This window comes from Streptomyces sp. NPDC002926 (assembly GCF_053591755.1).
Genome location: NZ_JBSFUK010000002.1, coordinates 195119 through 221718 on the forward strand (window position 1 = coordinate 195119; position 26600 = coordinate 221718).

Below are 26600 nucleotides of genomic sequence, written 5' to 3' on the forward strand. Positions count from 1 at the left end.
TCGAAACATCGACCATTCAACAGGTCCATGCGGCTGGACGCCCGAGACGCCGTGGGCTGACCACCCAACTCCCTTGATTTCCAAGGCGATTGACTATGAACGGCCATGCAGAAACGTGCCTGTCAACGAGTGAATATGCGACCGGCTCAACCGCCCGTGCGAGCCCTACTATCGGCTCGCCATGACAGCAGCAGGGAAGCACCAGGTGAGCCGGGCGGAGACATCACGCCGGGGCAGCCGGCAGAGTCGGGCGGGCATCAGAGACGTGGCCGCCGCAGCCGGCGTCTCCATCACGACAGTCTCCGACGCCCTCAACGGCAAGGGCCGGCTCCCGGACGCCACCCGCCGACATGTCCGCGAGGTCGCCGACCGGCTGGGCTACCGCCCGTCCGCCGCGGCCCGCACGCTCCGTACCGGAAAGTCCGGCCTCATCGGCCTGACGGTGACGACGTACGGGGATGAACCTTTCACCTTCACCGAGTTCGCGTACTTCGCCGAAATGGCGAGAGCCGCGACCTCCGCCGCGCTCGCCCGCGGCTACGCCCTTGTCATCCTGCCCGCCACCTCACGCCATGACGTCTGGTCGAACGTCGCCCTCGACGGCACTGTCGTCATCGATCCGTCCGACCAGGACCCGGTCGTCACCGAACTCGTCCGCCAGGGCCTGCCCGTCGTCTCCGACGGCCGTCCGGCCGGCACACTTCCGGTCACAGCCTGGGTCGACAACGACCACGAAGCCGCCGTACTCGACCTGCTCGACCACCTCGCCGCCGCCGGCGCCCGCCGTATCGGCCTGCTCACCGGTACCACCACCGACACCTACACACGCCTGTCCACCACCGCGTATCTCGAATGGTGCGAGCGCGTCGGCCAGGACCCGGTCTACGAGTCCTATCCGGCCCACGACCCGTGCGCCGGAGCCGTCGCAGCCGACCGGCTGCTCGCCCGCCCCGACCGGCCCGACGCCGTCTACGGGCTCTTCGACCCCAACGGCACCGATCTGCTCGCCGCCGCCCGGCGGTACGGCCTGCGCGTCCCCGACGATCTGCTGCTCGTCTGCTGCAGCGAGTCGACCGTGTACGCCACCACCGAACCGCCCATCACCACGCTCTCGCTCAAACCGCGCCGGATCGGCACGGCGGTCGTCCAGCTCCTCATCGACGCCATCGAAGGAGTCGACGAGGACCGGCCGGTCGAGCAGGTAATACCGACCGAACTGATCATCCGGACGTCATCACAGCGCCGCCCTCAGCGAACGACTGTGAGCGCCCCGCGATCCCCTTCTCCGGACTAGACCTCCCTAATCGGTACGAAACAGTCGGCGAACCAGGGGTGCGAACGGATTCACCACCCCTGGTGCGTCACACAGCGCGGAGCTCATTCCTATGATGGGCGCACGACACCGCGGACCACCCCGACCAGGCTGGGCCGAGAGGTGAACGGCGGCGCGACGGTGGTGGAGGGGTCGATGACTCAGGGGGCCGGTCAAGGACCCGTGGTGCGGACGGCGACGTTGCGCGATTTCCGTGTGCCGCCCTATGCGCAGGTTCCCGTGCAGTCGGAGGAACCGCAGCCCGCGGCGCCACAGCAGCACGCACCACAGCACCAGGCACCACAACCTCAGGCGCAGGCGCAACCTCAGGCACGGGCGCAGCAATCCCCGCCGGAGGCTCAGCAACCACAGCCACAGCAGCCTGAGGTGCAGCAGTCCACGGAGTCCGGGCATCCCGGCAACGCCGTCCCCGACGGCGAAGCCCCTGACGGCTACACCCCCACCGCGCGCGACCTCCCGGTAATCAGCCGCGGCGGCCCCGGCGACACCGTCCAGGTGCAGATCAACCCGTCGGAGATGCCCGCCGCCGACGGGCCCGGCCCGCTCTTTGTCGTCGGCGACGTCCACGGCTACCTCGACGAACTCCTCGCGGCTCTCACCGAACAGGGCCTCATCGACGCCGAAGGCCAGTGGGCCGCGGGCAACGCCCGGCTCTGGTTCCTCGGGGACTTCACCGACCGGGGCCCCGACGGCATCGGCGTCATCGACCTCGTCATGCGGCTCTCCGCCGAGGCCGCCGCCGCCGGCGGCTACTGCAAGGCCCTGATGGGCAATCACGAACTGCTGCTGCTCGGCGCCAAGCGGTTCGGCGACACCCCCGTCAACTCCGGGGCCGGCACCGCCACCTTCCAGGCCGCCTGGTTGCTCAACGGCGGCCAGAAGTCCGATATGGACCGTCTGCAGGAAGTCCATCTGCAGTGGATGGCGCGTCTCGACGCCATCGAGCTGGAGGACGAGCATCTGCTGATGCACTCCGACACCACGGCCTATCTCGACTACGGCGACTCGATCGAAGCGGTCAACGACACCGTCCGCGAGACCCTGACCCGCAATGACGCCGACGAGTGCTGGGACCTCTTCCGCAAGTTCACCAAGCGCTTCGCCTTCCGCGACGACGGCGGCCCGCAGGCCGTACGCGAACTGCTCTCGGCCTACGGCGGCCGACGCGTTGTGCACGGCCACAGCCCCATTCCGTATCTGCTCGGCGAGGTGGGTACCGAGGACGGTGAGGACGGCGCGCGTCCGGTTGTAGAAGGCCCGCATGTGTACGCGGACGAGCTCGCGATCGCCATGGACGGCGGCGTGACCATGGCCGGAAAACTGCTTGTGGTCGAACTCCCACTGCATAACTGAGCCGACTCGGGACAGGCGATTTACCGAAACCCCCTGTCACCCCGTGCCGTAACCGCAATACCATCGGCTTATCCGTAGCAGGCTCTCCTCCGTTTCTGCCCAACCGCCCGGTCGATGCGGGCAATCCGGCCCTACGGAGCATCGGGGGATGCACATGAACAGCGCTCCGCACCTGCTGACCGAGGATCGCGCCGAGTACGAGCGAATCCTCGACGACGCGCTGCGCAACGCCCATGACCGTCCGGATCTCGCTGCCGTGGGGCAGCGCCTGAACACCGAACAACTGCGCACCATGGCCCTGAACGCGACAGCGCTGATCACCACCGCCGCCGCGGCCGAGTACGAGCACTATGTGAAGGTCCGCGAGGATATGCGCGCGCCCGCGGCCGCCGCGTCCGTACGTAATTCCGTGCTGGCCCCGGCCGAGGACGAGGCAGCCGAGAGCGGCGCCGGATTCGCCGCCGTCATCGCCGTACTGGCGCCGGTGCTCGCGGGGACGGCCGCGGCGATCTTCCTGCTGGTCGGCTACATCCTGAAAATGCTCAGCCCCACGCCGTCCTTCGCGGACACCCTGCTCACCGCCGGGTGGTTCTTCGGCGCGGTCACGGCGGCCGGAATCCTCGTCGCCGCGGTCGCGCTGCTGCTCACCGCTCTGCGCAACGGCGCGACGCAGGTCCCGGCCGAGGAGTCGGCGGGCGAGCCGGACGAGGTGGCCCGGGCCAAGGAGGCCTGGCGTCATGCGGTGCTGGAACGCGGCCTGCTGCCGTTTCTGCGGGCAGCGCTGGCCGATCCCAGCGCCGACCCGTCGTCGGCCGACCCGCCCCGCAATGTGAGCCGTATCCCCAAGATCGGCTACAGCGGCCCGGACTACTCCAGCCCGAGCGAGGGCTCGACGACGGGCCAGAGACCCACCTTCACCAGCCCGGACTTCACCAGCCCGGACTTCGGCGGCCCCGAGCACCAGCCGGAGTGACCCGGCCGGCGCCCGGTGGCCGGGGGTTCACTCGGCGATCGGCAGATAAACCCGGTTGCCGGCCGCGGCGAACTCCTTGGACTTCTCCTCCATGCCCGCCTCGATCTCCTGCTGCGAGCCGCCGTGCTGCCGCCGGATGTCCTGGGAGATCTTCATCGAGCAGAACTTCGGACCGCACATCGAGCAGAAATGCGCGGTCTTCGCGGGCTCGGCCGGCAGCGTCTCGTCGTGGAACTCCCGTGCCGTGTCGGGGTCGAGGGCCAGATTGAACTGGTCCTCCCACCGGAACTCGAAGCGCGCGTCGGAGAGCGCGTCGTCCCACTCCTGCGCTCCCGGGTGGCCCTTCGCGAGGTCCGCCGCATGAGCCGCGATCTTGTAGGTGATGACGCCGGTCTTCACATCGTCGCGGTTCGGCAGGCCCAAGTGCTCCTTGGGTGTGACGTAGCAGAGCATCGCCGTGCCCCACCAGGCGATCATCGCGGCTCCGATACCGGAGGTGATGTGGTCGTACGCGGGCGCGACGTCCGTCGTCAGCGGGCCGAGCGTGTAGAACGGGGCCTCCTCGCAGATCTCCTGCTGAAGGTCGATGTTCTCCTTGATCTTGTGCATCGGGACATGGCCCGGGCCCTCGATCATGGTCTGCACATGGTGGCGCTTGGCGATGGTGTTGAGCTCGCCGAGCGTCCGCAGCTCCGCGAACTGCGCCTCGTCATTGGCGTCCGCGATCGATCCTGGGCGCAGTCCGTCGCCGAGGGAATACGTCACGTCGTACGAGGCGAGGATCTCGCAGAGCTCCTCGAAGTTCTCGTACAGGAACGATTCCTTGTGGTGCGCCAGACACCAGGCCGCCATGATCGAGCCGCCGCGGGACACGATGCCGGTCTTGCGGCGGGCGGTGAGCGGCACGTACCGCAGCAGCACGCCCGCGTGGACGGTCATGTAGTCGACGCCCTGCTCGGCCTGCTCGATGACGGTGTCCTTGTAGACCTCCCAGGTCAGCTCCTCGGCCTTGCCGTCGACCTTCTCGAGCGCCTGGTAGAGCGGCACCGTGCCGATCGGGACGGGGGAGTTGCGCAGCACCCACTCGCGGGTGGTGTGGATGTTGCGGCCGGTGGAGAGGTCCATGACCGTGTCCGCGCCCCACTTCGTGGCCCAGGTCATCTTGTCCACCTCCTCCTCGATGGAGGAGGTGACCGCGGAGTTGCCGATGTTGGCGTTGACCTTCACCAGGAATCGCTTACCGATGATCATCGGCTCGATCTCGGGGTGGTTGACGTTGGCGGGCAGGACGGCCCGGCCCGCCGCGATCTCTTCGCGTACGACCTCGGCGGTGACGTTCTCTCGGATCGCGACGTACTCCATCTCCGGGGTGATCTCACCGCGGCGGGCGTACGCGAGCTGTGTCACCGCCTGACCGTCGCGGCCCCGGCGGGGCTGACGGGGGCGGCCGGGGAAGACCGCGTCGAGATTGCGCAGTCCCCCGCGCGGCGAGGTGTGCTTGATCCCGTCGTCCTCGGGGCGGACCGGGCGGCCCGCGTACTCCTCGGTGTCGCCACGGCCGATGATCCAGTTCTCCCGCAGCGGCGACAGGCCGCGGCGGACGTCGGTCTCGACGGTGGGATCGGTATACGGGCCGGACGTGTCGTACAGCGTCACGTCCTTGCCATTGGTGAGGTGCACTTGGCGGACAGGCACCCGGAGGTCGGGGCGCGAACCCTCGATGTACCCCTTGTGCCAGCCGGGCTTGCGCTCCGCCTGGTCGGCGGCAGGCGTGTGTGCATCCTGAACGGTCATGAGACCTACTCCCTACGCCGGCATTACCCGGTAACAGGTTCGGCGGTCGACGCAGCGGCTTCCGTACGATTCATGACGACTTGTACGGAGGTCAGCGCCCTCTCAGCCCGGTGCTCCGAGCTCCCGCGTGTGCAAAGGTGCCACCACGCTAGCGTCATTTCTGGCGTGCTGAACAGTGGGCCCCTTCCGTTCTTGCGATGATCGGTCGGTGACCTCCTCGCAGCAGACGCCCGAAGCACACAGTCATTCGCACAGTCATGGGCCGGCCGCACCCGTCTCCAAGCACCTCCGCAAGGTCATCGCCGCGGTGCTGATTCCTTTCTCCACCGCGGTCGTGGTCGGTCTGTTCGTGCTCTGGCCCGGCGGCGCTCCCGACCATCAGCGCAGCGGTGTCGGCTTCGACCGGCAGACCGAGCAGGGCAGTGTGGTGGCGGTCGAGAAGGTCAACTGCAAGGACGTGAACGCGGCGCAGGTGCCGCCGACCGGCGACACCTCCACCCCTGAGGGGCGCGAGGCGGTCAACTCCCAGAAGGGCAGCTGCTCGAAGGCGACGATCAAGGTCACCAGCGGCAAGGACAAGGGCCGTACGTTCACCGAGATCGTCCAGCCGGACTCTCCACGGCAGTTGAGCAAAGGCCAGGGGGTGGTGGTGGCGTACGCGCCCGACGCCCCCCGCGATCTTCAGTACTCCGTGACCGATGTGGACCGAGAGTTCCCGATGGCGCTGCTGGCCGGGATCTTCGCGCTCGCTGTGGTGGTGGTGGGGCGGATGCGCGGCGTGATGGCGCTGATCGCGCTTGCCGCCTCGTTCGCCGTACTGACCCTGTTCATCCTGCCCGCGATCCTGCAGGGCTCTAATCCGCTGGTCGTCGCGGTCATCGGGGCGAGCGCCATCATGCTGATCGCGCTCTATCTGTGCCACGGCCTCACCGCACGTACATCGGTCGCGGTCCTCGGCACACTGATCTCGCTGCTGCTGATCGGACTGCTCGGTTCGCTCTTCATCGGCTGGGCGAGCCTGACCGGCAACACAGACGACAGCACCGGCCTGATCCACGGCCTGTTTCCGAACATCGACCTGAGCGGCCTGCTGCTGGCCGGCGTCATCATCGGTTCGCTCGGTGTGCTCGACGATGTGACAGTGACCCAGACCTCGGCAGTCTGGGAGCTGCACCAGGCGGATCCGGACCTGGGGCCGCGCGGGCTCTACCGGGCCGCCATCCGGATCGGCCGGGACCATATCGCGTCGGTCGTGAACACGCTGGTACTCGCCTACGCGGGCGCGGCGTTGCCACTGCTGCTGCTCTTCTCGATCGCGCAGAGCAGTGTGGGGACGGTGGCCAACAGCGAGCTGGTGGCGGTGGAGATCGTACGCACCCTGGTGGGGTCGATCGGTCTGGTCGCTTCGGTTCCGGTGACCACCGCGCTCGCTGCGATGGTGGTTTCCGCGGACCGGCCGAGGTCGCCGGGAGCGTCAGAAGCGGAGAGCGCTCCGCCGGGACGGCCGGTGTCGCCGGTACGGACCGGGAAGGGCCGCCGCCGCAAGAGGTAGCTCAGTGGGTGCTCCGGCCACCGCTCAACCGGCGTTCTCCTCGGCGAGGATGCGCCCGAGGGCCTCTTCCAGGCTGCCCTCGAATTCACCCAGTGTGCGCTCCTGGCCCAGCGGCACCAGTTTGTCGGTGCGGTCGAGGAAGCCCACGAGCGGCGCCGCGCTCGACCGGAACATGGCCCGGTCGCAGCCGACCTGGAGCCTGATGCCGACGTCGGCCAGCCCTTCTTGCCCGATCGGCGCGATGTGTACATCACCGTCGCCACTCGGCCCGTTGATGCCGTCGAGCAGCAGTTCACGGCCGAAAGCCCAGGTCACGGGGGCATCTCCAGGCAGATGGAAGGTCATCCGTACCGCGTAGGGGTCCCCTGTCTCGTATCGCAGCTCCACCTGGATCCGGAACGAGAGCTCCTCCGAGACAAGGAAACTCATGAGGACCTCGGCATGGACCGACTGACGCATCGTGTACCCCGCAGTGGCTGAAGCAGTGAAGGAAACCTGCTGAAAACGGCCAGGATTGGCACCCCATGGCCCTCTTGACGTAATGGTGCTGTAAGCGCGGGAAGATCACAAGGAGTGATTTTTCAGATACTGATAGAGAAGGTTAGCGAACCGGCAAGCCGCCGCCATTCCGCTGCGTATCCGTACGACCGCAGCCAGTAATCGTTCGTTCTGGCGAAGGGGGAGGGAAATAGCCATCGCGACGGCACTGGATCCGGCCGTGATCGGGATGGCGGCACTGACCGTGCCGAGCGCATATTCCCGTCGCTCCACGACAGACTGCATTCGCTCCATCGAGGCGAGCGGCTTGCCCGTCAACCGATTCGGCGGACAAAACGGGCGTCGGAGTGCGCAGCGGGCGGTACGCGGTGGGGAGAGGAAACCCGCCTCGCGCGCGAGCGGGTTCGCGGGGGCCCAGGCGTTTCCCCGGCCGGGCCAACCCCTGTACAGCCGGGGACTGTCAGTCGCTCTACCAGTCGCTCTTCGAACTCGAAGACGCCATGAACTTCCGTACGACAAAGATGAGCCCGCCGACGAGGGCGACGAAGACCAGAACCTTGAAGAGCAGCGCGATCACAAAGCCGACGACGCTCGCGATCAGCCCACCGAACACGACAAGGGCGATGACAGGCACCGCAACCCACTTCACCCACCACGGCATCCCCGCGAACATCTCTCGCACAGCCATCTTCCTTACCTCGTTTCTCTGAGTTCCTGGCTTCGATGCTAGGCGGGAGAAGGGGGTCAACGGGGGCCCGCGAGCCCTTGGACTCCCCTGACCGATCCCTTAGGGAACGGGCAGGGCCCGGCTCAGCTCTCAGGCGGAGAGAAAACCACCATGACCCGCAGATCCTCGGTGATGTGGTGGAACTTGTGGGCCTCTCCGGCCGGGACGTAGACCACGCTGCCTCGCCCGACCTGCGTGGTTTCCGTCCCGACAGTGATGGCGGCCCGGCCGCTGACGACGAAGTAGACCTCGTCCTGGCGGTGGGGCAGCTGCGGGTCGAGCTCGCCTGCGTCCAGTGCGTACAGGCCGACCGACATGTTCCGTTCGCGCAGGAACTGCAGATACGCACCGTCATTGGCGGCGCGCTCCGCCTCCAGCTCGTCCAGTCGGAATGCCTTCATCGTCCGCCCGCCCCTGCCTTGGTCCGATCACGTCTGCCACGATCAGACACATGATGAATTTCGTAGTCAAGACGATCGCCAATGCGGCAGCCCTGCTGGTCGCCATCTGGCTGTTGCAGGACATCACGCTGACCGGCGACAGCACCGGCAGGAAGGCATGGACGCTGGTTCTGGTGGCCCTGCTCTTCGGACTGGTCAATTTCCTCGTCAAGCCGGTGGTGAAGCTGCTCACACTGCCACTGTTCATAGTCACCCTGGGACTGATCACGCTGGTGATCAATGCCCTGATGCTGCTGCTGACCTCTTGGCTGGCCGACCAGTTCGATCTGAACTTCCATGTCGAGGGCTTCTGGACGGCCGTACTCGGCGGCCTGATCATCTCCGTCGTTTCATGGGCGATGAACGTCGCCCTGCCCGACAAGGACTGAGTACCGCGTGAATTCCGCGTATCGCATCTGCTTTGTCTGCACCGGCAACATCTGCCGCTCGCCCATGGCCGAGTCCGTCTTCCGCGCGCGAGTGGCGGACGCCGGACTCGACGGGGTGGTGGAGGTGGACAGTGCGGGCACGGCCGGCTGGCACGAGGGTGACGGCGCCGACCGGCGCACGGTAGCGGTACTGGAGGCGAACGGCTACGAGTTCGGCCACCGCGCGCGCCGGTTCCGCGCAGCCTGGTTCCCGCTCATCGATCTGGTGATCGCTCTGGACGAGGGGCACCTGCGGGAGCTGCGGCGGCTGGCTCCGACGGCCGCTGACGCCGCGAAGGTGCGGCTGCTGAGGGCGTACGATCCGTCGGCCGTCGCGGATCTGGATGTTCCGGATCCGTACTACGGCGGCATGGACGGTTTCGAGGAGTGCCTGGAAATGGTGGAGGCGGCGAGCGAGGGCCTGCTCGACGCGGTACGGACGGCTGTCGAGGAGCGAGCTGCATGAGCGCGGGACACGGGACCTCTCCCCTGACGACCGGGGATGGCACCAGGGCGGTACGGGCGGGGCTGCCCGAGCCGGTGAAGTACGAACCGACCCTGCCGGGCCCGGTCTTCGCAGCCCACTTCCATCTGCCGGGCGAGGCCACCGGGCCGTACACCTACGGCCGTGACTCGAACCCGACCTGGACGCACCTCGAGCGGGCGATCGGCGAGCTGGAGGCGCCGGGGGAGTCCGTCGAGACCGTGGCCTTCGCCTCGGGCATGGCGGCAGTCTCGGCCGTGCTCTTCTCGCAGCTGAAGGCCGGTGACGCGGTGGTGCTGCCGGTCGACGGCTATCAGGCGCTGCCGCTGGTGCGCGAGCGGCTCGAGGCGTACGGCGTCGAGGTGCGCACCGCGCCGACCGGCGACGACGCGCAGCTCTCCGTCCTGGACGGGGCCCGGCTGCTGTGGATCGAGACACCGTCCAATCCGGGGCTCGATGTCTGCGATGTACGGCGGCTCGCGGAGGCGGCGCACGCGGCCGGCGCTCTGGTCGCGGTCGACAACACCCTGGCGACTCCGCTCGGCCAGCGCCCGCTGGAGCTGGGCGCCGACTTCTCGGTGGCCAGCGACACCAAGGGGATGACAGGCCACGGCGACATCCTGCTCGGACATGTGACCTGCCGTGATACGGATTTGGCCGCCGGTGTGCGGAAGTGGCGCAAGGTCGTGGGAGCGATCCCCGGCCCGATGGAAGCGTGGCTCGCGCACCGCTCCCTGGCCACGCTGCAGCTGCGGATCGAGCGGCAGTGCGCGAACGCGCTGGCGCTCGCGGAGGCGCTGAGCGCGCGCGGCGAGGTGACGGGTCTGCGCTATCCGGGCCTGGCGACGGACCCTTCGCACAAGACAGCCTCGCTGCAGATGCGGCGCTTCGGCTGTGTGGTCTCGTTCGTCCTGCCGGACCGCGGCCACGCGGAACGCTTCATGGACAGTCTGCGGCTGGTGGACGACGCGACGAGTTTCGGTGGAGTGCGGTCCACCGCGGAACGGCGCGGACGTTGGGGCGGCGACGCCGTGCCGGATGGCTTTATCCGGTTCTCGGCGGGCGCAGAGGACGCCGAGGACCTGGTGGCGGATGTGCTGCGGGCGCTGGACGAAGCGGCGGACTCGACTTCGTAGCCCGGGGGGCGTACGCCGGTGTACGTCGGCGCGCTGAGCGGCTGTACGTACAACGGGCGGTCCGAGCCTCCCCCCTCATGGCTCGGACCGCCCCCGGTTCCAGGTGCGAAGAACCGCGTGACCAAGGCTAGTTGACTCTGTGTCAGTGTCCAATCACAGTAGCGACAGCGACCTATCGACTTATTTATAGTTGGCCGGGTCCGCCGGAATTGCCCGGTGGACGCCGACAGGCTGCATCGTCGGGCACGTATCGTCGGGTCGGGAGGGCATGGCATGGATCTGGCCCTGTTACGCACATTCGTCACGGTGCACCGGGCCGGCTCATTCACCCGTGCCGCCGCGCTGCTCGGCCTCTCCCAGCCCGCGGTGACCGGCCAGATCCGCACGTTGGAGCGGCAGCTGGGCCGCCCCCTGTTCCTGCGCCAGGCGCGCGGAGTGACCCCCACGACGATCGGCGACGAGCTGGCCCACCGCGCCGCGCCGCATCTGGACGCCCTGGTGGAGATCGCCGAGACCGGGCTCGACGAAGAGGCGGGCGTACGGACCCTGCATCTCGCCGGCCTCCCGGAGTTCACCTCCCTGCGCGCCCTGCCCGCCCTCACCCCGCTGATCTCCCAGGGGCTGGCGCTGCGGGCCTCGTTCGGGAATTCCGAGGAAGCACTGGAGGGACTGGCCGCCGGACATCACGATCTGGCCATCACCACGGCCCGTCCGCGTGGCGGGCTGCTCACCGCGACTCCGCTCTGCGACGAGGAGCACGTACTGGTCGCCTCGCCGCGCTGGGCGGCGCGGCTGGGGCCCGGCGTCCTGCGCAAGGGGCATGTGGTGCTCGAGCAGCTGCCGGTTGTGGAGGTGCACGAGTCCCTGCCGCTGGTCTCGCGCTACTGGTCCGCCGTCTTCGACTCCCGGCCGGCCGCCGCGGGCGCCGTCATCGCGCCCGATCTGCGGGCGGTCCTGGAGGCCGCGGCCTCGGGTGCCGGGCTCGCCGTACTGCCGCGCTATCTGTGCGAGGACGCCTTGCAGCGCGGCCGGGTGGTGGCGCTGCTCGATCCTCCGGTGCCCCCGCTGCGTACATACTTTCTGGTCGTGCGCACCGGCACACTCGCCCTTCCGCACATCGCGCGGGCGCACGAGTGGCTGCTGCGCGCTGCCGTCGACTGGTGACCGCAGGGCGGGCAGGAGTTTCAGAAGGCTCGGCGCGGGCCACTCTCTTGCCATGACCGAACGACCGGTGGTCAAGCGCACCGCACGCGCCATTCTGCTGGACGGCAACGACCTCGTCCTGATCAAGCGCACCAAGCCCGGAGTGGATCCGTACTGGGTCACCCCCGGTGGCGGGGTCGAGCCGGAGGACGCCACCGTCGTCGACGCGCTCCACCGGGAGGTGGACGAAGAGCTCGGCGCCAAGATCATCGATGTGGTGCCCTGCTTCGTCGACACCGTCGAACACATCGCGGACGGCGGTGTGACGGGGGTGAAGGTGCAGCATTTCTTCGTGTGCCGACTGGAATCCATGGATCCGTCGCGTCGGCACGGCCCGGAGATCGAGGAGCCCTGCGGGGAGTACGAGATCGTACGGGTGCCGTTCAGCCGGGTCGGGATCGCGGCCGTCCATCTCGTACCGCTGTCACTGCGGCACTACCTGGACGGCAATATCGAGGGCGTACGCGCGATGCACGCACCCGACCTGGGCTAGTACGCCACCACTGCTCCGCAGGCACTACTCCACTAGTCGCCGGCCGCCACGAGTTCTTCGAGGGAGTCGTGGCGGATCCGGTCGAACGGGATGCCAATTCCGCGCAGTGCGTCGACACCGCTGCGGATCATGCCGGGCGGTCCGGAGAGATAGGCGTCGTACTCGTACCACGGGCCGTGCTCCCGCACAGCGTCCGGGAACTGGGACCGGCCATCGACCACCGGGCGGACCGAGAGCCAGGGATGCGTCTGCTGGAGCCGCAGCATCGTGTCGATGTCGTAGAGGTCGAAATCGGTGCGCGCTCCGTAGAAGACCTTTACCGGGCGCCGTTCTCCGTGCTCGGCGACATCCTCGACCAGCGCCTTGATGGGGGCTATGCCGGTGCCGCCGCCCAGACAGAGCAGACCGTTGTCGGTGGTGTGGTCGACGGTCATCGAACCGGCGGGAGCCCCGAGGCGCACGACGTCGCCGGGGCGGGCGTGGTGGACCAGGGCGTTGGAGACCCAGCCGGCCGGGACCGCCTTGACATGGAACGAGAGCAGACCATCGGCGCGGGGCGCTCCTGCAAAGGAGTAGTGCCGCCAGATCCGCGGCCACCAGGGCGTCTCCAGGCTTGTGTACTGGCCGGCCAGGAACGCGTACGGCTGGTCGGGGCGGACGGTGATGATCGCGATGTCAGGAGTTCTCAGGTCGTGCGACACCACCTCGCCATGCCACCAGGCGGGCGCGTGCCGCTCATTCTCGGAGGCCGCGTCAATCATGATCTGGGAGATCTTGGTGTACGTACGGACCCAGGCTGCCTCGGTCTCCTCGTCCCAGGTGGCCGTGGCGTACCGGGTCAGCGCGCCGATCAACGCCTCACCGACGGCGGGGTAGTGCGCGGCCTGGGTCCCGTACTTGCGGTGTCCATGGCCCAGGTGCTTGAGGTATTCGGTCAGCACGGACGGGTTGTCCATGTGCTCGGCAGCGGTGAGCAGGGCCTTGAGGAGCCGGTCGCGCTGGGCATCCATGGCCGCGGGGAAGAGGCCGCGCAGGTCGGGATGACGGACGAAGAGCAGGGCGTAGAAGTACGAGGTCACCTTGTCGGCGACGGGCTCGATCTCCGCCATCGTGCGCCGGATGAGGATGGCGTCGGGAGAGCCGGGGGACGCGGGCGCGGCGGGTGGTGGCTCATAAGGGGTGGGGGCCTCGTGGACCGCCGTGCGGGCCCCGTGGGCGTTGTCGAGCGGCGGGCACTCGTCCGGGACGCGATCGATCGGGGAGTGCCTCAGGGGGTCGTGCTCGATCGGGAGGTCGTCGACAGTGACCTCGTCGAAGGCAGTCTCATCGAGCGGGGAGTCGGCCACGCGGGCGGCGGCGGCATGGGCTGCCTGAGCTTCAGCCGCGGGCGCCGGGGCGGTACGGGACGGGCCGGAGCCCACCGGTCGTATGGAGGCGACGGGGCGCCGCGGCGTGGCTATTCGCTGCTGCCCGGCATCACCCGCGGACGCCCCCTCATCGGGGGCGGGAGGGGGGGCGGCCCGGCCCTGGGCCGGCTGCTTACGAGGGGTGAACCATCCGCCGCTGTCGCCTGCAGTGCCGTTGTCGGCCGACGTGGTGGTCGGAGCGTCCATTGTCTGCCTCGCCTCGAACATCTTTCGGTCGGTCCACGCACATCCGCTGATCCGGAATGTGCCTCAATTCCCCGTTCTGCCTCAGGACTGCTGCCGGCCCACACTAACCTCGGCCACGCGCCGATCAAGGAGAAGTAAGCCCGGAATGTGACATTGCCCGCAGCACCCGTCGTCGCAGCATGCCAGGTGGCGAGACCTCATGAACAAAGAGCAGAAAGTCCGGGCGTCCGAACCCGCTTTCCCGTTAGGCTCCATTGCCCCCATGTCCATGTGCCGGGTTCTCCCCCAGCCCGGAGCTGCTGAACTATCCGCGGAATCGCACCAGTTCATAGGCTTCGCGCAGATCGCCCCCCATATAGGTGTGTGTGGCCAGACCCGACAGATGGTGATCGGCATTCACCGCCACCGTTGTGGGCACCGACGCGAAGATCTCCGCGTCGGACATGGAATCACCGTATGCAACACATGCGTCCAGACCAACCCCCAAGTCTGCACAAAGCCGGTCAGCGATCTTCACTTTCGCAGCCGCGTTGAGAATGCCCGCGGGGTCCACAGGCCGGGTGAAGGGCAGCTCGGGAAAGAGTGAGCCGTGCGCCGCATGAGCTCCCCAGCCCAGCAGCCGCTCCACGAAGAAGGAGGGCGAGAGCGAAATGACGGCGCAATAGTCGCCGCCTTCACGGATCTCCCGCCACACCTCCTGGATGCCGTCGAGCCAGGGCGCCCTCTCGAAAGCGGCCGCCACATGCGCCTCGGTGAGATCGCTCCACAGGGCGTGCACACGCACCGCATACTCCGGCGGGCCGATCCTGCGGGCGATGATGTCCCGTTCCAGCTCGCCGATCTCTTCCAGCAGCCCCAGTTGCCGGGATATCTCCACGGGGGCCGCCGATCCGCGGATCAGTGTGCCGTCGAGATCGAAGATGTGCAGTCTGCGTGTTCTCTCCATGTACGCCGAGGCTAGTAGCCGCGATTACTCCCGCTGTCAGACGCGGCGATCTGGCCGGTCCGGCACCGTGTTTCACGTGAAACCACTCAGGCGCTCCGCTCGCCGGGCCTTCCTCGTCGTCCATGTCGCCGCATCCGCCGGCTGGCTCGGGCTCACGCTCGGTCTGCTCGCGCTTGCCGTCACGGCCGCCACCACCGAGTCGGAGCCGATGATCGAGGCCACGTGCCGCTCGATGGAGGTCTTCACGGACTGGCTGGTGATTCCGGTCGCGCTGCTGACCCTGATCAGCGGTCTGCTGCTGTCGCTCCGCACCAAATGGGGCCTTGCCAGGCACCGCTGGGTCTATACGAAGTTCTGGCTGACCCTCATCACCATCACCGCATCACTCTTCGCTCTGCGCCCGGGGGTCAACAACGCGGTCGACACCATCTCGTCAGGTATGCCATTGACCGAGCCTCGCGACCTGGTGATGGGCCCGGCCGTCTCCCTGAGCACGTACATCTTCATGACCGCCATCTCCGTCCTCAAACCGTGGGGCCTCACGCGGCGCGGCCGGCGGTCGCGCGTCTCGGCCACTTCACCGAAAGCGCTGGACGAACGATCACTCCGTCGGACAGCCTGACCCCTATGTCAACACCGCTTTCCGAGCTGCCCATTCGCCGTCTGACCATGGACGACCTCATTTCCTGCGCCGATCTGTCCGAGGACCGCGGCTGGCCTCGTGAGGAGCACAAGTGGGGCCTGCTGCTGACGGCAGGGACGGGCTACGGCACCGACGACCCCGCGGGCAAGGGGCTGATGACCGCGTGCGTAGTGACCTCGTACGGCTCCGGACTCGCCGCGATCGGGATGGTGCTCGTCGCCGAGCGGTTCGCCCGGCAGGGCGTCGGACGGCGCCTGATGAAACATGTGCTCGAGGTGGCCGGGGAGACCCCGGTCGCTCTGCACGCCACCCCGAACGGGCAGCCGCTCTACGAGGAGCTGGGCTTCATGAACACCGGCCGCGCCGAAATGGTCTGCGGTTACTTCCATGCCTCGGGCCCGGCCGTCGAGGTATCCACGCGCCCGGCGACCGCGGAGGACCTCCAGGCCGTCCTGCGGCTCGACACCGAGGTCTTCGGCCTGGACCGCACCCATATGATCACGCGCCTGCCCGCCTTCGCGGACCAGCTCCGCGTGGCGGAGGAGCATGGCATCCTGACGGGGTACGCGGCGGCATGGCCGAACATGGAGACCCAGGTCGTCGGCCCGCTGATCGCGCGGGACACGGAGACGGCGAAGGCGCTGATCGCCTCGCTGGCGGCGGGTACGGACCGGCCGCTCCGTACGGACATCGACGTACGCCATGAGGAACTGCTCACCTGGGTGAAGGAGCACGGCCTTGAGCCGATCGCCTTCAACGCGGTGATGACCTACGGCATCCCGGGCCTCCCTGGCGACTGGACCCGCCGCTTCGCACCTTTGACGGTCGCGGCCGGCTAGCCGGTCGGGAGATCCCCCTTCAGTGGTGGGCCGCGGTGGCCTGAGCAGTGCCGGGACTCGAGGTGGCGATGACGCGGCTGGTCTCGGTGCGGCGTTCGAGGCGGCGTGAGAGGACGGCGAGGACGAGGGCCGAGGTGGCGAGGGCCGCGCCGACCCAGTTGGGGGCGGTGTAGCCGAGGCCGGCGGCGATGACGATGCCGCCCAGCCAGGCCGAGAGCGCGTTGCCGAGGTTGAAGGCACCGATATTGACGGCAGATGCCAGCGTGGGGGCGCCTGCGGCCTGGTCCAGGACCCGCTTCTGCAGCGGCGGAACAGTCGCGAATCCCAGCGCGCCGATCAGCACGATGGTCACGGCCGCCGTGAACTTGTTGTGGGCAGTCAACGTGAACAGGGCGAGCACGACCGCAAGGGCACCCAGCGACACGTACAGGATGGGCATCAGGGCGCGGTCCGCGAACTTGCCGCCGACGAGGTTGCCGCCGACCATGCCGAGGCCGAAGAGGACGAGCAGCCAGGTGACGGAGCCGTCGGCGAAGCCGGTGACCTCGGTCATCATCGGCGTGATGTAGGTGATGGCGGCGAAGACTCCGCCGAAGCCGAGGACCGTCATCGCCATGGCGAGCAGCACCTGAGCATTGCGGAAGGCGGCCAGCTCGTGCCTCAGCCGTACACCTTCGACCTTCGGCATGTCGGGTACGAGCTTCGCGATACCGGCGAGGCCGATGACACCGAGCCCGGCGACGATGGCGAAGGTCACCCGCCAGCCGATGCTCTGCCCGACGAGAGTGCCCAGCGGGACGCCCACGACATTGGCCACGGTCAGACCCGTGAACATCATCGCGATGGCTCCGGCCTTCTTCTCGGGGGCTACGAGATCCGCCGCGACGACCGAACCGATGCCGAAGAACGCGCCGTGTGCGAGCGAGGCGACCACGCGTCCTGCGAGCATCACGCCGAACACCGGGGCGACCGCAGAGAGCAGGTTGCCCGCGATGAAGAGGCCCATCAGCAGCATCAGCATGCGCTTGCGGGAGATCCGGGTGCCGAGGACGGTCATCAGCGGGGCGCCGAGTACGACACCGAGCGCATAGCCGGTGACCAGGAACCCGGCCAGCGCGCCCTCGAGTCCCGGCACGGCCTGAGCATGCGGGAGTACTCACTGCTCGACGTCCTGAGCCGCCAGCACAGCGGCCCCGGTGGCCATCTGCAGATGAAGCAGGTCGCCGACGCCGTCGTCCTCAGCCAGAGCGCCACCACCCGCCTGGTCACCCGTCTCGAGAACCGCGGCCTGCTGACCCGCTATCTCTGCGACACCGACCGGCGCGGCATCTACACCGACGTCACCGAGGCAGGCCTGCAACTGCTCGCCGAGGCGCGGCCCACCAACGACACGGCTCTGCGCGAGGCGCTCGACGAGGCCTCCATGAACCCCGAGCTGGCTTCCCTGGTCAAGACTGTCGAGGAACTGCGGGTCCCCGCGTAGTCTGCCGATCATGAGCGATCTGGACATACGGCCGGCGGCAGTCGACGACATCCCGGCGATCGTGGCGATGCTCGCCGACGACCCGCTGGGAGCTCAGCGCGAATCGCCGGAGGACCTCACCCCGTACACCGCCGCCTTCGAGCGGCTGGCCCAGGACCCGAATCAGTACCAGGCTGTCGCCGTACGCGAGGACCGGGTCGTCGGCACGCTCCAGCTCACGATCATCCCAGGACTGTCCCGCCGTGGCTCCACCCGCTCGATCATCGAGGGCGTCCGGATCCACGCCGACGAACGAGGCAGCGGTCTCGGCACCCGGCTCATCGAATGGGCCATTGACGAATCGCGTCGCCAGAACTGCCAGTTGGTTCAGCTGACCTCGGACATCAGCCGCACCGACGCCCGCCGCTTCTATGAGCGGCTCGGCTTCACCGCCTCCCACGTGGGCTTCAAACTCCAGCTCTGATCAAGGGAATTCACCGTGCATCGGATCAGTGACGAGCAGCGCCGCATCCGGCTCGGCCGCCGCCATCTGCTGGCCCCGTCCGTGCGCGGTGACACGCCGGTGGCGGTCGCCGACGCGATCGTCGCACTGCACGCCACCGACGCCTCGACCGTCTTCCTCTCCACCTGCGCACGCCTCACAGACCCGGGCGTCCAAGCCGTGGAACAGTCTCTGTACGAGGACGTGACGCTGGTCCGGCTGCTCTCCATGCGGCGCACGCTCTTCGCCGTCTCCGCCGAACTCGCACCGTATGTCGATGCGTCCACCGCCCGTGCCATCGCCGCCAAGGAGCGCAGAACACTCGTCGATCATCTGGCTGAGGACGGGAACGGGCTGGACGAACGGTGGCTCGCCGAAGCCGAGGAGGCGGTCATGGCTGCTCTCGCCGCACGCGGCCCCGCCACCGGCAGCCAGCTCGCCGCCGATGTCCCGGCCCTTCGCATGAAGATCACCGTCTTCCCCGGCAAGAAGTACGAGACGGTGCAGGGCGTGGCCAGCCGGGTCATCCGCGTGCTCGCCGCCGACGGCCGCATCCGGCGAGACCGGCCGCGCGGCTCCTGGACCTCCAGCCAGTTCCGGTGGACGACGAGCGAGCCATGGCCTCCGTTGCCGGCCGCCCAGGCACAGGCCGAACTGGCCAGGCGCTGGCTGCTCTCCTACGGACCGGCCACCGAGGCCGACCTCAAATGGTGGACGGGGTGGCCCCTCGGCGACGTACGCAAAGCGCTGGCCGCCGCCGGCGCCGAGAAGGTCAGCCTCTATGCGGGCACGGGCTATGTGGCGCCCGGCGACACCGCGCCCGAACCGGCCGTGGAGTCCTGGGCCGCACTGCTCCCCGCGCTCGATCCGAGTGCCATGGCCTGGGCCGACCGCGACTTCCATCTCAGCGTCGACCATCGCGCCGCACTCTTCGACCGGTCGGGCAATATCGGCCCCACCGTGTGGTGGAACGGAGAGATCATCGGCGGCTGGACCCAGCGCGCTGACGGCGAGATCGTCTGGCGACTGCTGACCGACCCTGGCCGCGAGGCCGCCGCAGCGATCGAAGCGGAGGCCTCACGACTGTCGGCATGGGTGGGAGAGACGCGGATCACGCCCCGCTTCCGAACACCGCTGGAGCGGGAGTTGACAGCCTGACGGCTGCTTGGGGTCGGCCTCGCGCCCGTTTCACGTGAAACATCACTGGCGTTTCACGCGAACATCCGTCTCAGATCCGTAGTCCGCGCCAGCCCTCCTTGTCCACGCCGCCGGGCACAGCCTCGCCCGGCTCGTACGGCTTACGTGTGAAGACGAACGACCCCAGGTCGAGATGGCTCACCGAGCCGTCGTCCCGCCGCACCACGCGCAACGTCTCGCCCGCGTAGTAACCGTCAAGGCCGGTCCAGGTCCCGTCTGCCTCGGCGACGAAGCGCGAACCACGGCCGGTGCTGCGGAGCGGCTGCAGTTCCACGCCACGGTCTGCTCCAAGGCGCAGGCCGAAGGAGTATGTCCCCCAATACCAGGGCCCGGTCAGCTCGAGGAGCGACTGATCCACCTCGGGCAGCGGCCGCCACGGCTCAGGGATACGCGGCTCGGCCTCGGCCACGATCCGTACGAGATCAGCGGCGACCACCGCGGTGAGCGGTCCCGAGGTGGCATTGGCGAGCGCGACGGCGGCTACCCCGTCGTCCACGCTCACCCAGAGTCCAGCAACGAAGCCGGGCAGCGAGCCCGTGTGCCCGACAAGAGTGCGCCCGTCCTTCCGCTGGACCTGCATCCCCAGGCCGTAGGCGCTGTCCCACTCGCCCGCCTCCGGCGGCACGGACGGTGTCCGCATCTCTCGCACGGACGCGGCGCTCAGCACGCGATCGTCGCCCTCGGCAAGGAATACGGCGAACCTGCAGAGGTCGGCAGCGGTCGACCAGAGCTGTCCGGACGGAGCCATCAGACCAAGATCTTCGGAGGGCTCGGGAAGCATCACATCGGCCCAAGGGTGCACCGCCCAGCCTCCGGCATGCGGGGCCACGGGCTGTGCGCTTGTACGGTCCATGGCGAGCGGTTCCAGGATCTCGCGCCGCAGGACCTCCTCCCAGGACGCCCCGCGCACCGCCTCGATCAGCGAACCGAGCAGCGTAAAGCCAGGGTTGGAGTAATGGTGGCGCCGGCCGACGGGATGCATCCGCGGCTGTTGACCAAGGACATCGGAGAGTTCGGGGCGGAGCGAGCCCGGGGTCCGCTCCCACCACGGCGCCGGGGACTCCGCGCCCAGGCCCGCGCTGTGGCCGAGGAGCTGAGCGACAGTCACCTCCCCCACACCCGTGCCGGGGAGGTGCTTCTCCAGAGGGTCGTTCAGATCCAGCAGCCCCTCGTCGCGCAGTCTCAGCACCAGGACGGCCGTGAAGGTCTTGGTGATCGAGCCGATGCGGTACTGGGTGTCGGCGTCCGGGGCATGTCCGTCGACCGAGCTGCGGGAACCCGTCCAGACCAGGTCTCCCGCGCGCGCCACGGCGGCGACGAACGAGGGGGCGCGCCCTTCGGACTGGGCAACGGCGATGCGATGGAGAAGGGCTCGTTGCGTACCGGGGAGCAGCTCTTCAAAGGGTGAGGTCATGGGGCAGGTCTATCGTTGCCGGTCCGGCCGCGTCGACTTGAATACGCGGTACGCGGAACGGTCAGCACTGCGATCGGCCGTCGCCTGCATCGGCTGGTTTGCGGGCCGTCAAGTGAGCCCGCGGCACCTTCTCCGCCTCATCGGGCTCGCGCAGCAGTCGGGCGTACATGACCAACCCGGCCTGGCTCCGCAGTTCGGCGACACGGTCCGGCTGCTGCCAGTAGTAGTCGAGCGAGATCGCGTGACCGAACGCTTCTGTCCGGTGCAACCGCTCGTCGCCGACCTGGAACACAAGCAGCAGATGCCCGCCCGGAGCCAGCACTCGATAAAACTCGGCGAAGACCTCCATCAGCCGTTCCGGTGGGATGTGGATGATCGAGTACATGGCCACGATGCCGCCGAGGGAACTGTCCGGCAGGTGCAGCGTCGTCATCGAACCCTCGTAGAACCGCAGGTCCGGGTTCTCCTACCGGGCCAACGCGACCATCTGCGGCGACAGGTCGACCCCGAAAACGGGTACTCCCAGGGTGTGCAGATGGGCCGTCACACGCCCCGGGCCGCACCCGACGTCAGCGACCGGTCCGGCACCGGGGGCGTGCACGAGTTCGGCGAACCCGGCAAGCATCGCCCGGTCCAGCGGCTTGGATGCCAGTTCACCGTGGAAATGTTCGGCGTAGTCGGTGGCAACGGCGTCGTAGGACGCCCGGGTGGTGCGCAGGAAATCCGGTTCGGTCACGGGCGCGCACCATACTCCGGGTGTCAGGACCTGGTCCCTGCATCGGCTCGATCAGGTCTGCGCCATGTCCACGAAGCGCGAGTAGTGCCCCTGGAAGGCGACGGTGATCGTCGCCGTCGGACCGTTACGGTGCTTGGCCACGATCAGGTCCGCCTCGCCCGCACGCGGTGACTCCTTCTCGTACGCATCCTCGCGGTGCAACAGGATGACCATGTCGGCGTCCTGCTCGATGGAGCCCGATTCACGCAGGTCGGAGACCATCGGCTTCTTGTCCGTACGCTGCTCGGGGCCACGGTTCAGCTGGGACAGCGCGATCACGGGGAGCTCGAGCTCCTTCGCCAGCAGCTTGAGGTTTCGGGACATGTCCGAGACCTCCTGCTGACGGCTCTCGGCACGCTTCGAGCCACCGGACTGCATCAGCTGCAGATAGTCGATGACGACCAGCTTCAGACCATTGCGCTGCTTCAGCCGTCGGCACTTTGCGCGGATCTCCATCATCGAGAGGTTCGGGGAGTCGTCGATGTACAACGGGGCCTGGGACACATCCGGCATGCGGCGCGCCAGCCGGGTCCAGTCCTCGTCCGTCATCGTCCCGGAGCGCATGTGGTGCAGCGCCACTCGCGCCTCTGCCGACAGCAGGCGCATCGCGATCTCGTTGCGCCCCATTTCGAGGGAGAAGATCACGCTGGGAAGGTTGTTCTTGATCGAACAGGCCCGGGCAAAGTCCAGCGCCAGCGTGGACTTACCCATGGCGGGTCGGGCCGCGATGACGATCATCTGGCCGGGGTGCAGACCGTTGGTCAGCGAGTCGAAGTCGGTGAAACCGGTAGGCACACCCGTCATCTCACCGCTGCGCGAGCCGATCGCCTCGATCTCGTCGAGCGCACCTTCCATGATGTCGCCGAGTGGCAGATAGTCCTCGCTGGTGCGCTGCTCGGTGACGGCGTAGATCTCGGCCTGGGCGGAGTTGACGATCTCGTCGACGTCGCCGTCGGCCGCGTATCCCATCTGCGTGATCTTGGTGCCGGCCTCCACGAGTCTGCGCAGCACGGCGCGCTCATGGACGATTTCCGCGTAATACGAGGCGTTGGCCGCGGTCGGCACCGACTGGACCAGCGTGTGGAGATACGGCGCTCCGCCGACCTTGGTGATCTCGCCTCGCTTGACCAGTTCGGCGGCAACCGTGATGGGGTCGGCCGGCTCGCCCTTGGCGTAGAGGTCGAGGATCGCTGTGTAGACCGTCTCGTGGGCGGGCCGGTAGAAGTCGTGGCCCTTGATGATCTCTACGACGTCGGCGATCGCGTCCTTGGAGAGCAGCATGCCGCCGAGGACGGACTGCTCGGCGTCCAGGTCCTGGGGAGGCACACGTTCGAAGCCGGGGGAGCTTCCGTCCCAGCCGCCGTTGTCCCTGCCGCGCTCGTGCTGGTCCTCTCGGCCGCTGCGGCCGTCGCCGCGGCGCTGGCGGGAGACGGGCAGACGATCACCGGGACCCTCCGCGGCCCATGGGTCGTCCAAGGGCTCGGAAATGCTCATCGGGCCACCTCCTCCCGTCCGCTCCGCGGACCTCGCCGTGCCGCTCTTTCTACGGCACGGCACTGACAAAACGAATGGCCAGACTCCGCTTCCGGCGCGTCGGGCGACGGTCCACCGTAGGCCTGTCGGCACCGTCAGCCAATCTGGTTATCCACAGGCCATGTGGACGACGGACCAGATGCTGTGGAGAACCCTGCGGAACCTGTGCACGGACCGGGGGACAGTACTGTGGACAAGTTCATGGCCACCCCGCCACACCCGCTCTGACCTGCTATTTTTCCGTCCACTGGCTGTGGGGGAGAAAAACTTTCCCGACTGGACCAAGATCAGAACAAACGGCGCACAGAAGAAGGTGCACCAAGAAGATTGGTAAGGAGTGCAGGGTAATTGCATCTCTTACCTGTGGAAGATTAGATTGAGGCCATGACAGAGGCTCCCGCAGCGCCCAAGGCTGGTCGGCAACGGCACGACCGAGAGATCATCGCACTCGCCGTCCCCGCCTTCGGCGCCCTCGTCGCCGAGCCCCTCTTCGTGATGGTGGACAGCGCCGTCGTCGGCCATCTCGGCACCCCGCAACTTGCCGGACTGGCGGTCGCCTCGGCGCTCCTGATGACCGCCGTCAGCATCTTCGTTTTCCTCGCCTACGCCACCACAGCCGCCGTCGCACGCCGCGTCGGCGCGGGCGATCTCGCGGCCGCCATCCGGCAGGGCATGGACGGCATCTGGCTCGCTCTGCTGCTCGGTATCGCCGTCATCGCCGCCACCTTGCCTACCGCCCCCTGGCTCGTCCAGATCTTCGGCGCCTCCGACACTGCCGCCCCGTACGCCACCACATATCTGCGGATCTCCAGCCTTGGCATTCCCGCGATGCTCATCGTGCTGGCCGCCACAGGCGTACTGCGAGGTCTGCAGGACACCAGGACCCCTCTGTATGTGGCCATCGGTGGCTTCGCCGCCAACGCGGCACTCAACGCCGGCCTCGTCTACGGCGCCGGTCTCGGCATCGCCGGCTCCGCCTGGGGCACCGTCATCGCCCAGTGCGCGATGGCCGCCGCCTATCTGGTCGTGGTGGTGCGGGGAGCGCGTCGGCACGGTGCCTCCCTGCGCCCCGATGCCGCCGGGATACGGGCCAGTGCTCAGGCGGGTGTCCCCCTCCTGATCCGTACGCTCTCGCTGCGGGCCGTCCTGATGATCGCTACTGCCGTCGCGGCCCGCCTCGGTGACACCGAGATCGCCGCCCATCAGATCGTCCTGTCCCTGTGGAGCCTGATGGCCTTCGCACTCGACGCGATCGCCATCGCCGGGCAGGCGATCATCGGCCGCTATCTGGGAGCCGACGACGCCGAGGGCGCCCGGCAGGCCTGCCGCCGCATGGTGCAGTGGGGCGTCGCTTCCGGTGTGGTGCTCGGCATCTTGGTCATGGCCTCACGACCGCTCCTTCTCCCGGTGTTCACCGGCGACCATTCGGTGCACAGCACTCTGCTGCCGGCATTGCTGGTGGTCGCCGTATCTCAGCCGATCGCAGGCGTGGTCTTCGTCCTCGACGGCGTACTCATGGGAGCCGGTGACGGCTCCTACTTGGCCGGCGCCATGCTGGTGACGCTCGCGGTCTTCGCCCCTGTCGCCCTGCTCATCCCGACCTTCGGAGGCGGACTTACTGCCTTGTGGTGGGCCATGACCCTGATGATGAACGTGCGCATGCTGACTCTCTGGCTGCGAATGCGCTCCGGCCGCTGGCTCGTCACCGGTGCGACACGCTGAACGACCGAGTCACCCTGTCCGAGTCACGGGGGCGTTGTTTCACGTGAAACGGGCGACTGCAAACAGCAAGAGGGCCGCACCCTGGGGTGCGGCCCTCTTGTGCTCTGCAGCACGTGCTTCGCAGAGCGCAGCGTTACGCGGCGACGACCTCGACGCCGAGCTTCGCGGCAACCTCGGGGTGCAGACGCACAGACACCTGGTGCGAGCCCAGGGTCTTGATCGGCGAACCGAGCTCAACGCGGCGCTTGTCGACGTCCGGACCACCGGCAGCCTTGATCGCCGAAGCGATGTCGGCCGGGGTGACGGAGCCGAAGAGGCGGCCGGCGTCGCCGGAGCGAACAGCCAGACGCACCTTCACGGCCTCGAGCCGGGCCTTGATCTCATTGGCCTGCTCGATCGTCGCGATCTCGTGGATCTTGCGGGCGCGGCGGATCTGCGCCACGTCCTTCTCGCCACCCTTGGTCCAGCGGATCGCAAAACCACGCGGGACCAGGTAGTTGCGAGCGTAACCGTCCTTGACGTCAACGACATCGCCGGCGGCACCGAGGCCAGAGACCTCGTGGGTGAGGATGATCTTCATTAGTCGGTCACCCTTCCCTTATCGCGCGGTGGACGTGTAGGGCAGCAGCGCCATCTCACGGCTGTTCTTCACAGCCGTGGCGACGTCACGCTGGTGCTGCGTGCAGTTGCCGGTAACGCGGCGGGCACGGATCTTGCCGCGGTCGGAAATGAACTTCCGCAGCATGTTCGTGTCCTTGTAGTCCACGTAGACGGTCTTGTCCTTGCAGAATGCGCAGACCTTCTTCTTCGGCTTGCGCACAGGCGGCTTCGCCATGGTGTATCTCCTGTGTGATCAAGAAGTGGGGTACGAGCTGCCCTTAGAAGGGGGGCTCGTCCGAGTAGCCGCCGCCGGAACCGCCGGAGCTTCCGGAGCTTCCGCCCCAGCTCCCCCCGCTGCCCTGCTGCTGGCCGCCGCCGGCCGGCGCGCTGGTGGCCCAGGGGTCGTCGGCGGATGCACCGCCGCCGCCCTGCTGCTGGCCACCACTGGGACCGCCGCCCCAGTTGCCGCCACCCTGCTGCTGACCGCCGCCGTAGCCACCCTGGCCACCGCGACCGGTGGTCTTGGTGACCTTGGCCGTGGCGTTCTTCAGGCTGGGGCCGACTTCCTCGACGTCCAGCTCGTAGACCGTGCGCTTGACGCCCTCGCGGTCTTCGTAGGACCGCTGCTTCAGCCGGCCCTGCACGACGACGCGCATGCCTCGCGTAAGCGACTCCGCGACGTTCTCCGCCGCCTGACGCCAGACCGAGCAGGTGAGGAACAGGCCTTCGCCGTCCTTCCACTCATTGGTCTGCTTGTCGAAGATGCGGGGAGTGGACGCGACACGGAACTTCGCGACCGCCGCACCGGAGGGGGTGAAGCGCAGCTCGGGGTCGTCGACGAGATTGCCGACGACCGTGATGACGGTCTCGCCTGCCATGGGTGAACCTCTCGGCGGGGATTGCTTCTGGCTGCTTGCTGCTACTCGAACCCGATGACCTC

26 protein-coding genes and 3 pseudogenes are annotated in these 26600 nt (G+C 68.0%); 15 read left to right on the plus strand and 14 right to left on the minus strand.

Annotated elements, in window-relative coordinates; all coding sequences use genetic code 11:
- Positions 1-181 precede the first annotated feature (181 nt).
- The 3 genes from ACWDZ6_RS04165 to ACWDZ6_RS04175 all read left to right on the plus strand — a co-directional run bounded on the left by ACWDZ6_RS04165 (position 182) and on the right by ACWDZ6_RS04175 (position 3659).
- Positions 182-1294 carry a LacI family DNA-binding transcriptional regulator gene (locus tag ACWDZ6_RS04165; RefSeq protein WP_366732991.1) on the plus strand — a complete coding sequence of 371 codons (1113 nt, stop codon included), beginning with the start codon at positions 182-184 and terminating at the stop codon, positions 1292-1294.
- Between the two features lie 174 nt (positions 1295-1468).
- A complete protein-coding gene (locus ACWDZ6_RS04170) occupies positions 1469-2686 on the plus strand; it encodes a metallophosphoesterase (protein WP_451501601.1) in 1218 nt (405 codons plus the stop codon).
- Positions 2687-2834: 148 nt separating this feature from the next.
- Positions 2835-3659, plus strand: coding sequence for a hypothetical protein (locus ACWDZ6_RS04175; RefSeq protein ID WP_451501602.1), 825 nt, complete (start codon positions 2835-2837; stop codon positions 3657-3659).
- Between the two features lie 27 nt (positions 3660-3686).
- On the opposite strand, the gene thiC is transcribed toward ACWDZ6_RS04175, so the two are convergent.
- Positions 3687-5453 (minus strand): phosphomethylpyrimidine synthase ThiC, encoded by a 1767-nt coding sequence (gene thiC / locus ACWDZ6_RS04180; protein ID WP_451501603.1) that lies wholly within the window; start codon positions 5451-5453, stop codon positions 3687-3689.
- Positions 5454-5661: 208 nt separating this feature from the next.
- On the opposite strand from thiC, the gene ACWDZ6_RS04185 reads away from it, so the two are divergent.
- Positions 5662-7005, plus strand: coding sequence for a YibE/F family protein (locus tag ACWDZ6_RS04185; RefSeq protein WP_366732987.1), 1344 nt, complete (start codon positions 5662-5664; stop codon positions 7003-7005).
- A 24-nt stretch (positions 7006-7029) separates the two neighbouring features.
- Here ACWDZ6_RS04185 and ACWDZ6_RS04190 read toward each other — a convergent pair whose 3' ends face one another.
- From ACWDZ6_RS04190 to ACWDZ6_RS04205, 4 genes are all read right to left on the minus strand, one after another.
- The gene (locus tag ACWDZ6_RS04190; RefSeq protein WP_451501604.1) at positions 7030-7464 is read right to left on the minus strand and encodes an SsgA family sporulation/cell division regulator; all 435 of its coding nucleotides are present in this window, start codon (positions 7462-7464) and stop codon (positions 7030-7032) included.
- Between the two features lie 105 nt (positions 7465-7569).
- Positions 7570-7788, minus strand: a complete 219-nt coding sequence (locus tag ACWDZ6_RS04195) for a hypothetical protein (RefSeq protein ID WP_451501605.1) — start codon at positions 7786-7788, stop codon at positions 7570-7572.
- 184 nt (positions 7789-7972) lie between these two features.
- Positions 7973-8185: a DUF5326 family protein gene (locus ACWDZ6_RS04200; protein WP_351454040.1), complete on the minus strand. Its 213-nt coding sequence runs from the start codon at positions 8183-8185 to the stop codon at positions 7973-7975.
- A gap of 128 nt (positions 8186-8313) precedes the next feature.
- Positions 8314-8631 (minus strand): cupin domain-containing protein, encoded by a 318-nt coding sequence (locus tag ACWDZ6_RS04205; RefSeq protein ID WP_366732984.1) that lies wholly within the window; start codon positions 8629-8631, stop codon positions 8314-8316.
- 50 nt (positions 8632-8681) lie between these two features.
- On the opposite strand from ACWDZ6_RS04205, the gene ACWDZ6_RS04210 reads away from it, so the two are divergent.
- The 5 genes from ACWDZ6_RS04210 to ACWDZ6_RS04230 all read left to right on the plus strand — a co-directional run bounded on the left by ACWDZ6_RS04210 (position 8682) and on the right by ACWDZ6_RS04230 (position 12414).
- Positions 8682-9059 (plus strand): phage holin family protein, encoded by a 378-nt coding sequence (locus ACWDZ6_RS04210; RefSeq protein WP_389179926.1) that lies wholly within the window; start codon positions 8682-8684, stop codon positions 9057-9059.
- 64 nt (positions 9060-9123) lie between these two features.
- Complete coding sequence (locus ACWDZ6_RS04215; protein ID WP_451501908.1) at positions 9124-9564, plus strand: low molecular weight protein-tyrosine-phosphatase; 441 nt, start codon at positions 9124-9126, stop codon at positions 9562-9564.
- Positions 9561-10718 carry a cystathionine gamma-lyase gene (locus ACWDZ6_RS04220; RefSeq protein ID WP_451501606.1) on the plus strand — a complete coding sequence of 386 codons (1158 nt, stop codon included), beginning with the start codon at positions 9561-9563 and terminating at the stop codon, positions 10716-10718. The genes ACWDZ6_RS04215 and ACWDZ6_RS04220 overlap by 4 nt, the downstream gene beginning before the upstream one ends.
- Positions 10719-10991: 273 nt before the next feature.
- On the plus strand, positions 10992-11882 hold the full coding sequence (locus tag ACWDZ6_RS04225; RefSeq protein WP_389179932.1) for a LysR family transcriptional regulator: 891 nt from the start codon (positions 10992-10994) through the stop codon (positions 11880-11882).
- 52 nt (positions 11883-11934) lie between these two features.
- On the plus strand, positions 11935-12414 hold the full coding sequence (locus tag ACWDZ6_RS04230; protein WP_326651104.1) for an NUDIX hydrolase: 480 nt from the start codon (positions 11935-11937) through the stop codon (positions 12412-12414).
- A 32-nt stretch (positions 12415-12446) separates the two neighbouring features.
- Here the strand turns inward: ACWDZ6_RS04230 and ACWDZ6_RS04235 are convergent, their stop codons facing one another.
- Positions 12447-14027, minus strand: a complete 1581-nt coding sequence (locus tag ACWDZ6_RS04235; RefSeq protein ID WP_451501607.1) for a globin domain-containing protein — start codon at positions 14025-14027, stop codon at positions 12447-12449.
- 304 nt (positions 14028-14331) lie between these two features.
- The gene (locus ACWDZ6_RS04240) at positions 14332-14973 is read right to left on the minus strand and encodes an HAD family hydrolase (RefSeq protein WP_451501608.1); all 642 of its coding nucleotides are present in this window, start codon (positions 14971-14973) and stop codon (positions 14332-14334) included.
- 76 nt (positions 14974-15049) lie between these two features.
- Between ACWDZ6_RS04240 and ACWDZ6_RS04245 the strand changes: the two genes are divergently transcribed.
- Together ACWDZ6_RS04245 and ACWDZ6_RS04250 are read left to right on the plus strand one after the other, a co-directional pair.
- Positions 15050-15595: a DUF2269 domain-containing protein gene (locus tag ACWDZ6_RS04245; protein ID WP_451501609.1), complete on the plus strand. Its 546-nt coding sequence runs from the start codon at positions 15050-15052 to the stop codon at positions 15593-15595.
- A 5-nt stretch (positions 15596-15600) separates the two neighbouring features.
- Positions 15601-16455 carry a GNAT family N-acetyltransferase gene (locus ACWDZ6_RS04250; RefSeq protein WP_451501610.1) on the plus strand — a complete coding sequence of 285 codons (855 nt, stop codon included), beginning with the start codon at positions 15601-15603 and terminating at the stop codon, positions 16453-16455.
- 19 nt (positions 16456-16474) lie between these two features.
- On the opposite strand, the pseudogene ACWDZ6_RS04255 reads toward ACWDZ6_RS04250, so the two are convergent.
- A pseudogene (locus tag ACWDZ6_RS04255) lies at positions 16475-17566 on the minus strand (MFS transporter); the annotation flags it as partial.
- Between ACWDZ6_RS04255 and ACWDZ6_RS04260 the strand changes: the two are divergent.
- The 3 genes and pseudogenes from ACWDZ6_RS04260 to ACWDZ6_RS04270 all read left to right on the plus strand — a co-directional run.
- Positions 17567-17938: pseudogene (locus ACWDZ6_RS04260) on the plus strand (MarR family winged helix-turn-helix transcriptional regulator); the annotation flags it as partial.
- A gap of 10 nt (positions 17939-17948) precedes the next feature.
- Entirely contained in the window at positions 17949-18401 is a 453-nt protein-coding gene (locus ACWDZ6_RS04265; RefSeq protein ID WP_451501611.1) for an N-acetyltransferase family protein, read from the plus strand.
- Between the two features lie 15 nt (positions 18402-18416).
- A complete protein-coding gene (locus ACWDZ6_RS04270; RefSeq protein ID WP_451501612.1) occupies positions 18417-19577 on the plus strand; it encodes a winged helix DNA-binding domain-containing protein in 1161 nt (386 codons plus the stop codon).
- 70 nt (positions 19578-19647) lie between these two features.
- Here ACWDZ6_RS04270 and ACWDZ6_RS04275 read toward each other — a convergent pair whose 3' ends face one another.
- From ACWDZ6_RS04275 to dnaB, 3 genes and pseudogenes are all read right to left on the minus strand, one after another.
- Positions 19648-21030, minus strand: coding sequence for a serine hydrolase domain-containing protein (locus ACWDZ6_RS04275; RefSeq protein WP_451501613.1), 1383 nt, complete (start codon positions 21028-21030; stop codon positions 19648-19650).
- Positions 21031-21091: 61 nt separating this feature from the next.
- A pseudogene (locus tag ACWDZ6_RS04280) lies at positions 21092-21766 on the minus strand (class I SAM-dependent DNA methyltransferase).
- Positions 21767-21817: 51 nt separating this feature from the next.
- Positions 21818-23299, minus strand: a complete 1482-nt coding sequence (gene dnaB, locus ACWDZ6_RS04285; protein ID WP_451501614.1) for a replicative DNA helicase — start codon at positions 23297-23299, stop codon at positions 21818-21820.
- Positions 23300-23722: 423 nt separating this feature from the next.
- Here dnaB and ACWDZ6_RS04290 point away from each other — a divergent pair, with 423 nt between their 5' ends.
- Positions 23723-25060: an MATE family efflux transporter gene (locus tag ACWDZ6_RS04290; protein WP_451501615.1), complete on the plus strand. Its 1338-nt coding sequence runs from the start codon at positions 23723-23725 to the stop codon at positions 25058-25060.
- Between the two features lie 133 nt (positions 25061-25193).
- Here the strand turns inward: ACWDZ6_RS04290 and rplI are convergent, their stop codons facing one another.
- From rplI to ACWDZ6_RS04305, 3 genes are read right to left on the minus strand one after another with little or no spacing between them, the layout of a single operon-like run.
- The gene (rplI, locus tag ACWDZ6_RS04295) at positions 25194-25640 is read right to left on the minus strand and encodes a 50S ribosomal protein L9 (protein ID WP_326651115.1); all 447 of its coding nucleotides are present in this window, start codon (positions 25638-25640) and stop codon (positions 25194-25196) included.
- Between the two features lie 18 nt (positions 25641-25658).
- Positions 25659-25895: a 30S ribosomal protein S18 gene (gene rpsR, locus ACWDZ6_RS04300; RefSeq protein ID WP_003956534.1), complete on the minus strand. Its 237-nt coding sequence runs from the start codon at positions 25893-25895 to the stop codon at positions 25659-25661.
- A 43-nt stretch (positions 25896-25938) separates the two neighbouring features.
- On the minus strand, positions 25939-26538 hold the full coding sequence (locus tag ACWDZ6_RS04305; RefSeq protein ID WP_366732963.1) for a single-stranded DNA-binding protein: 600 nt from the start codon (positions 26536-26538) through the stop codon (positions 25939-25941).
- Positions 26539-26600 lie beyond the last annotated feature (62 nt).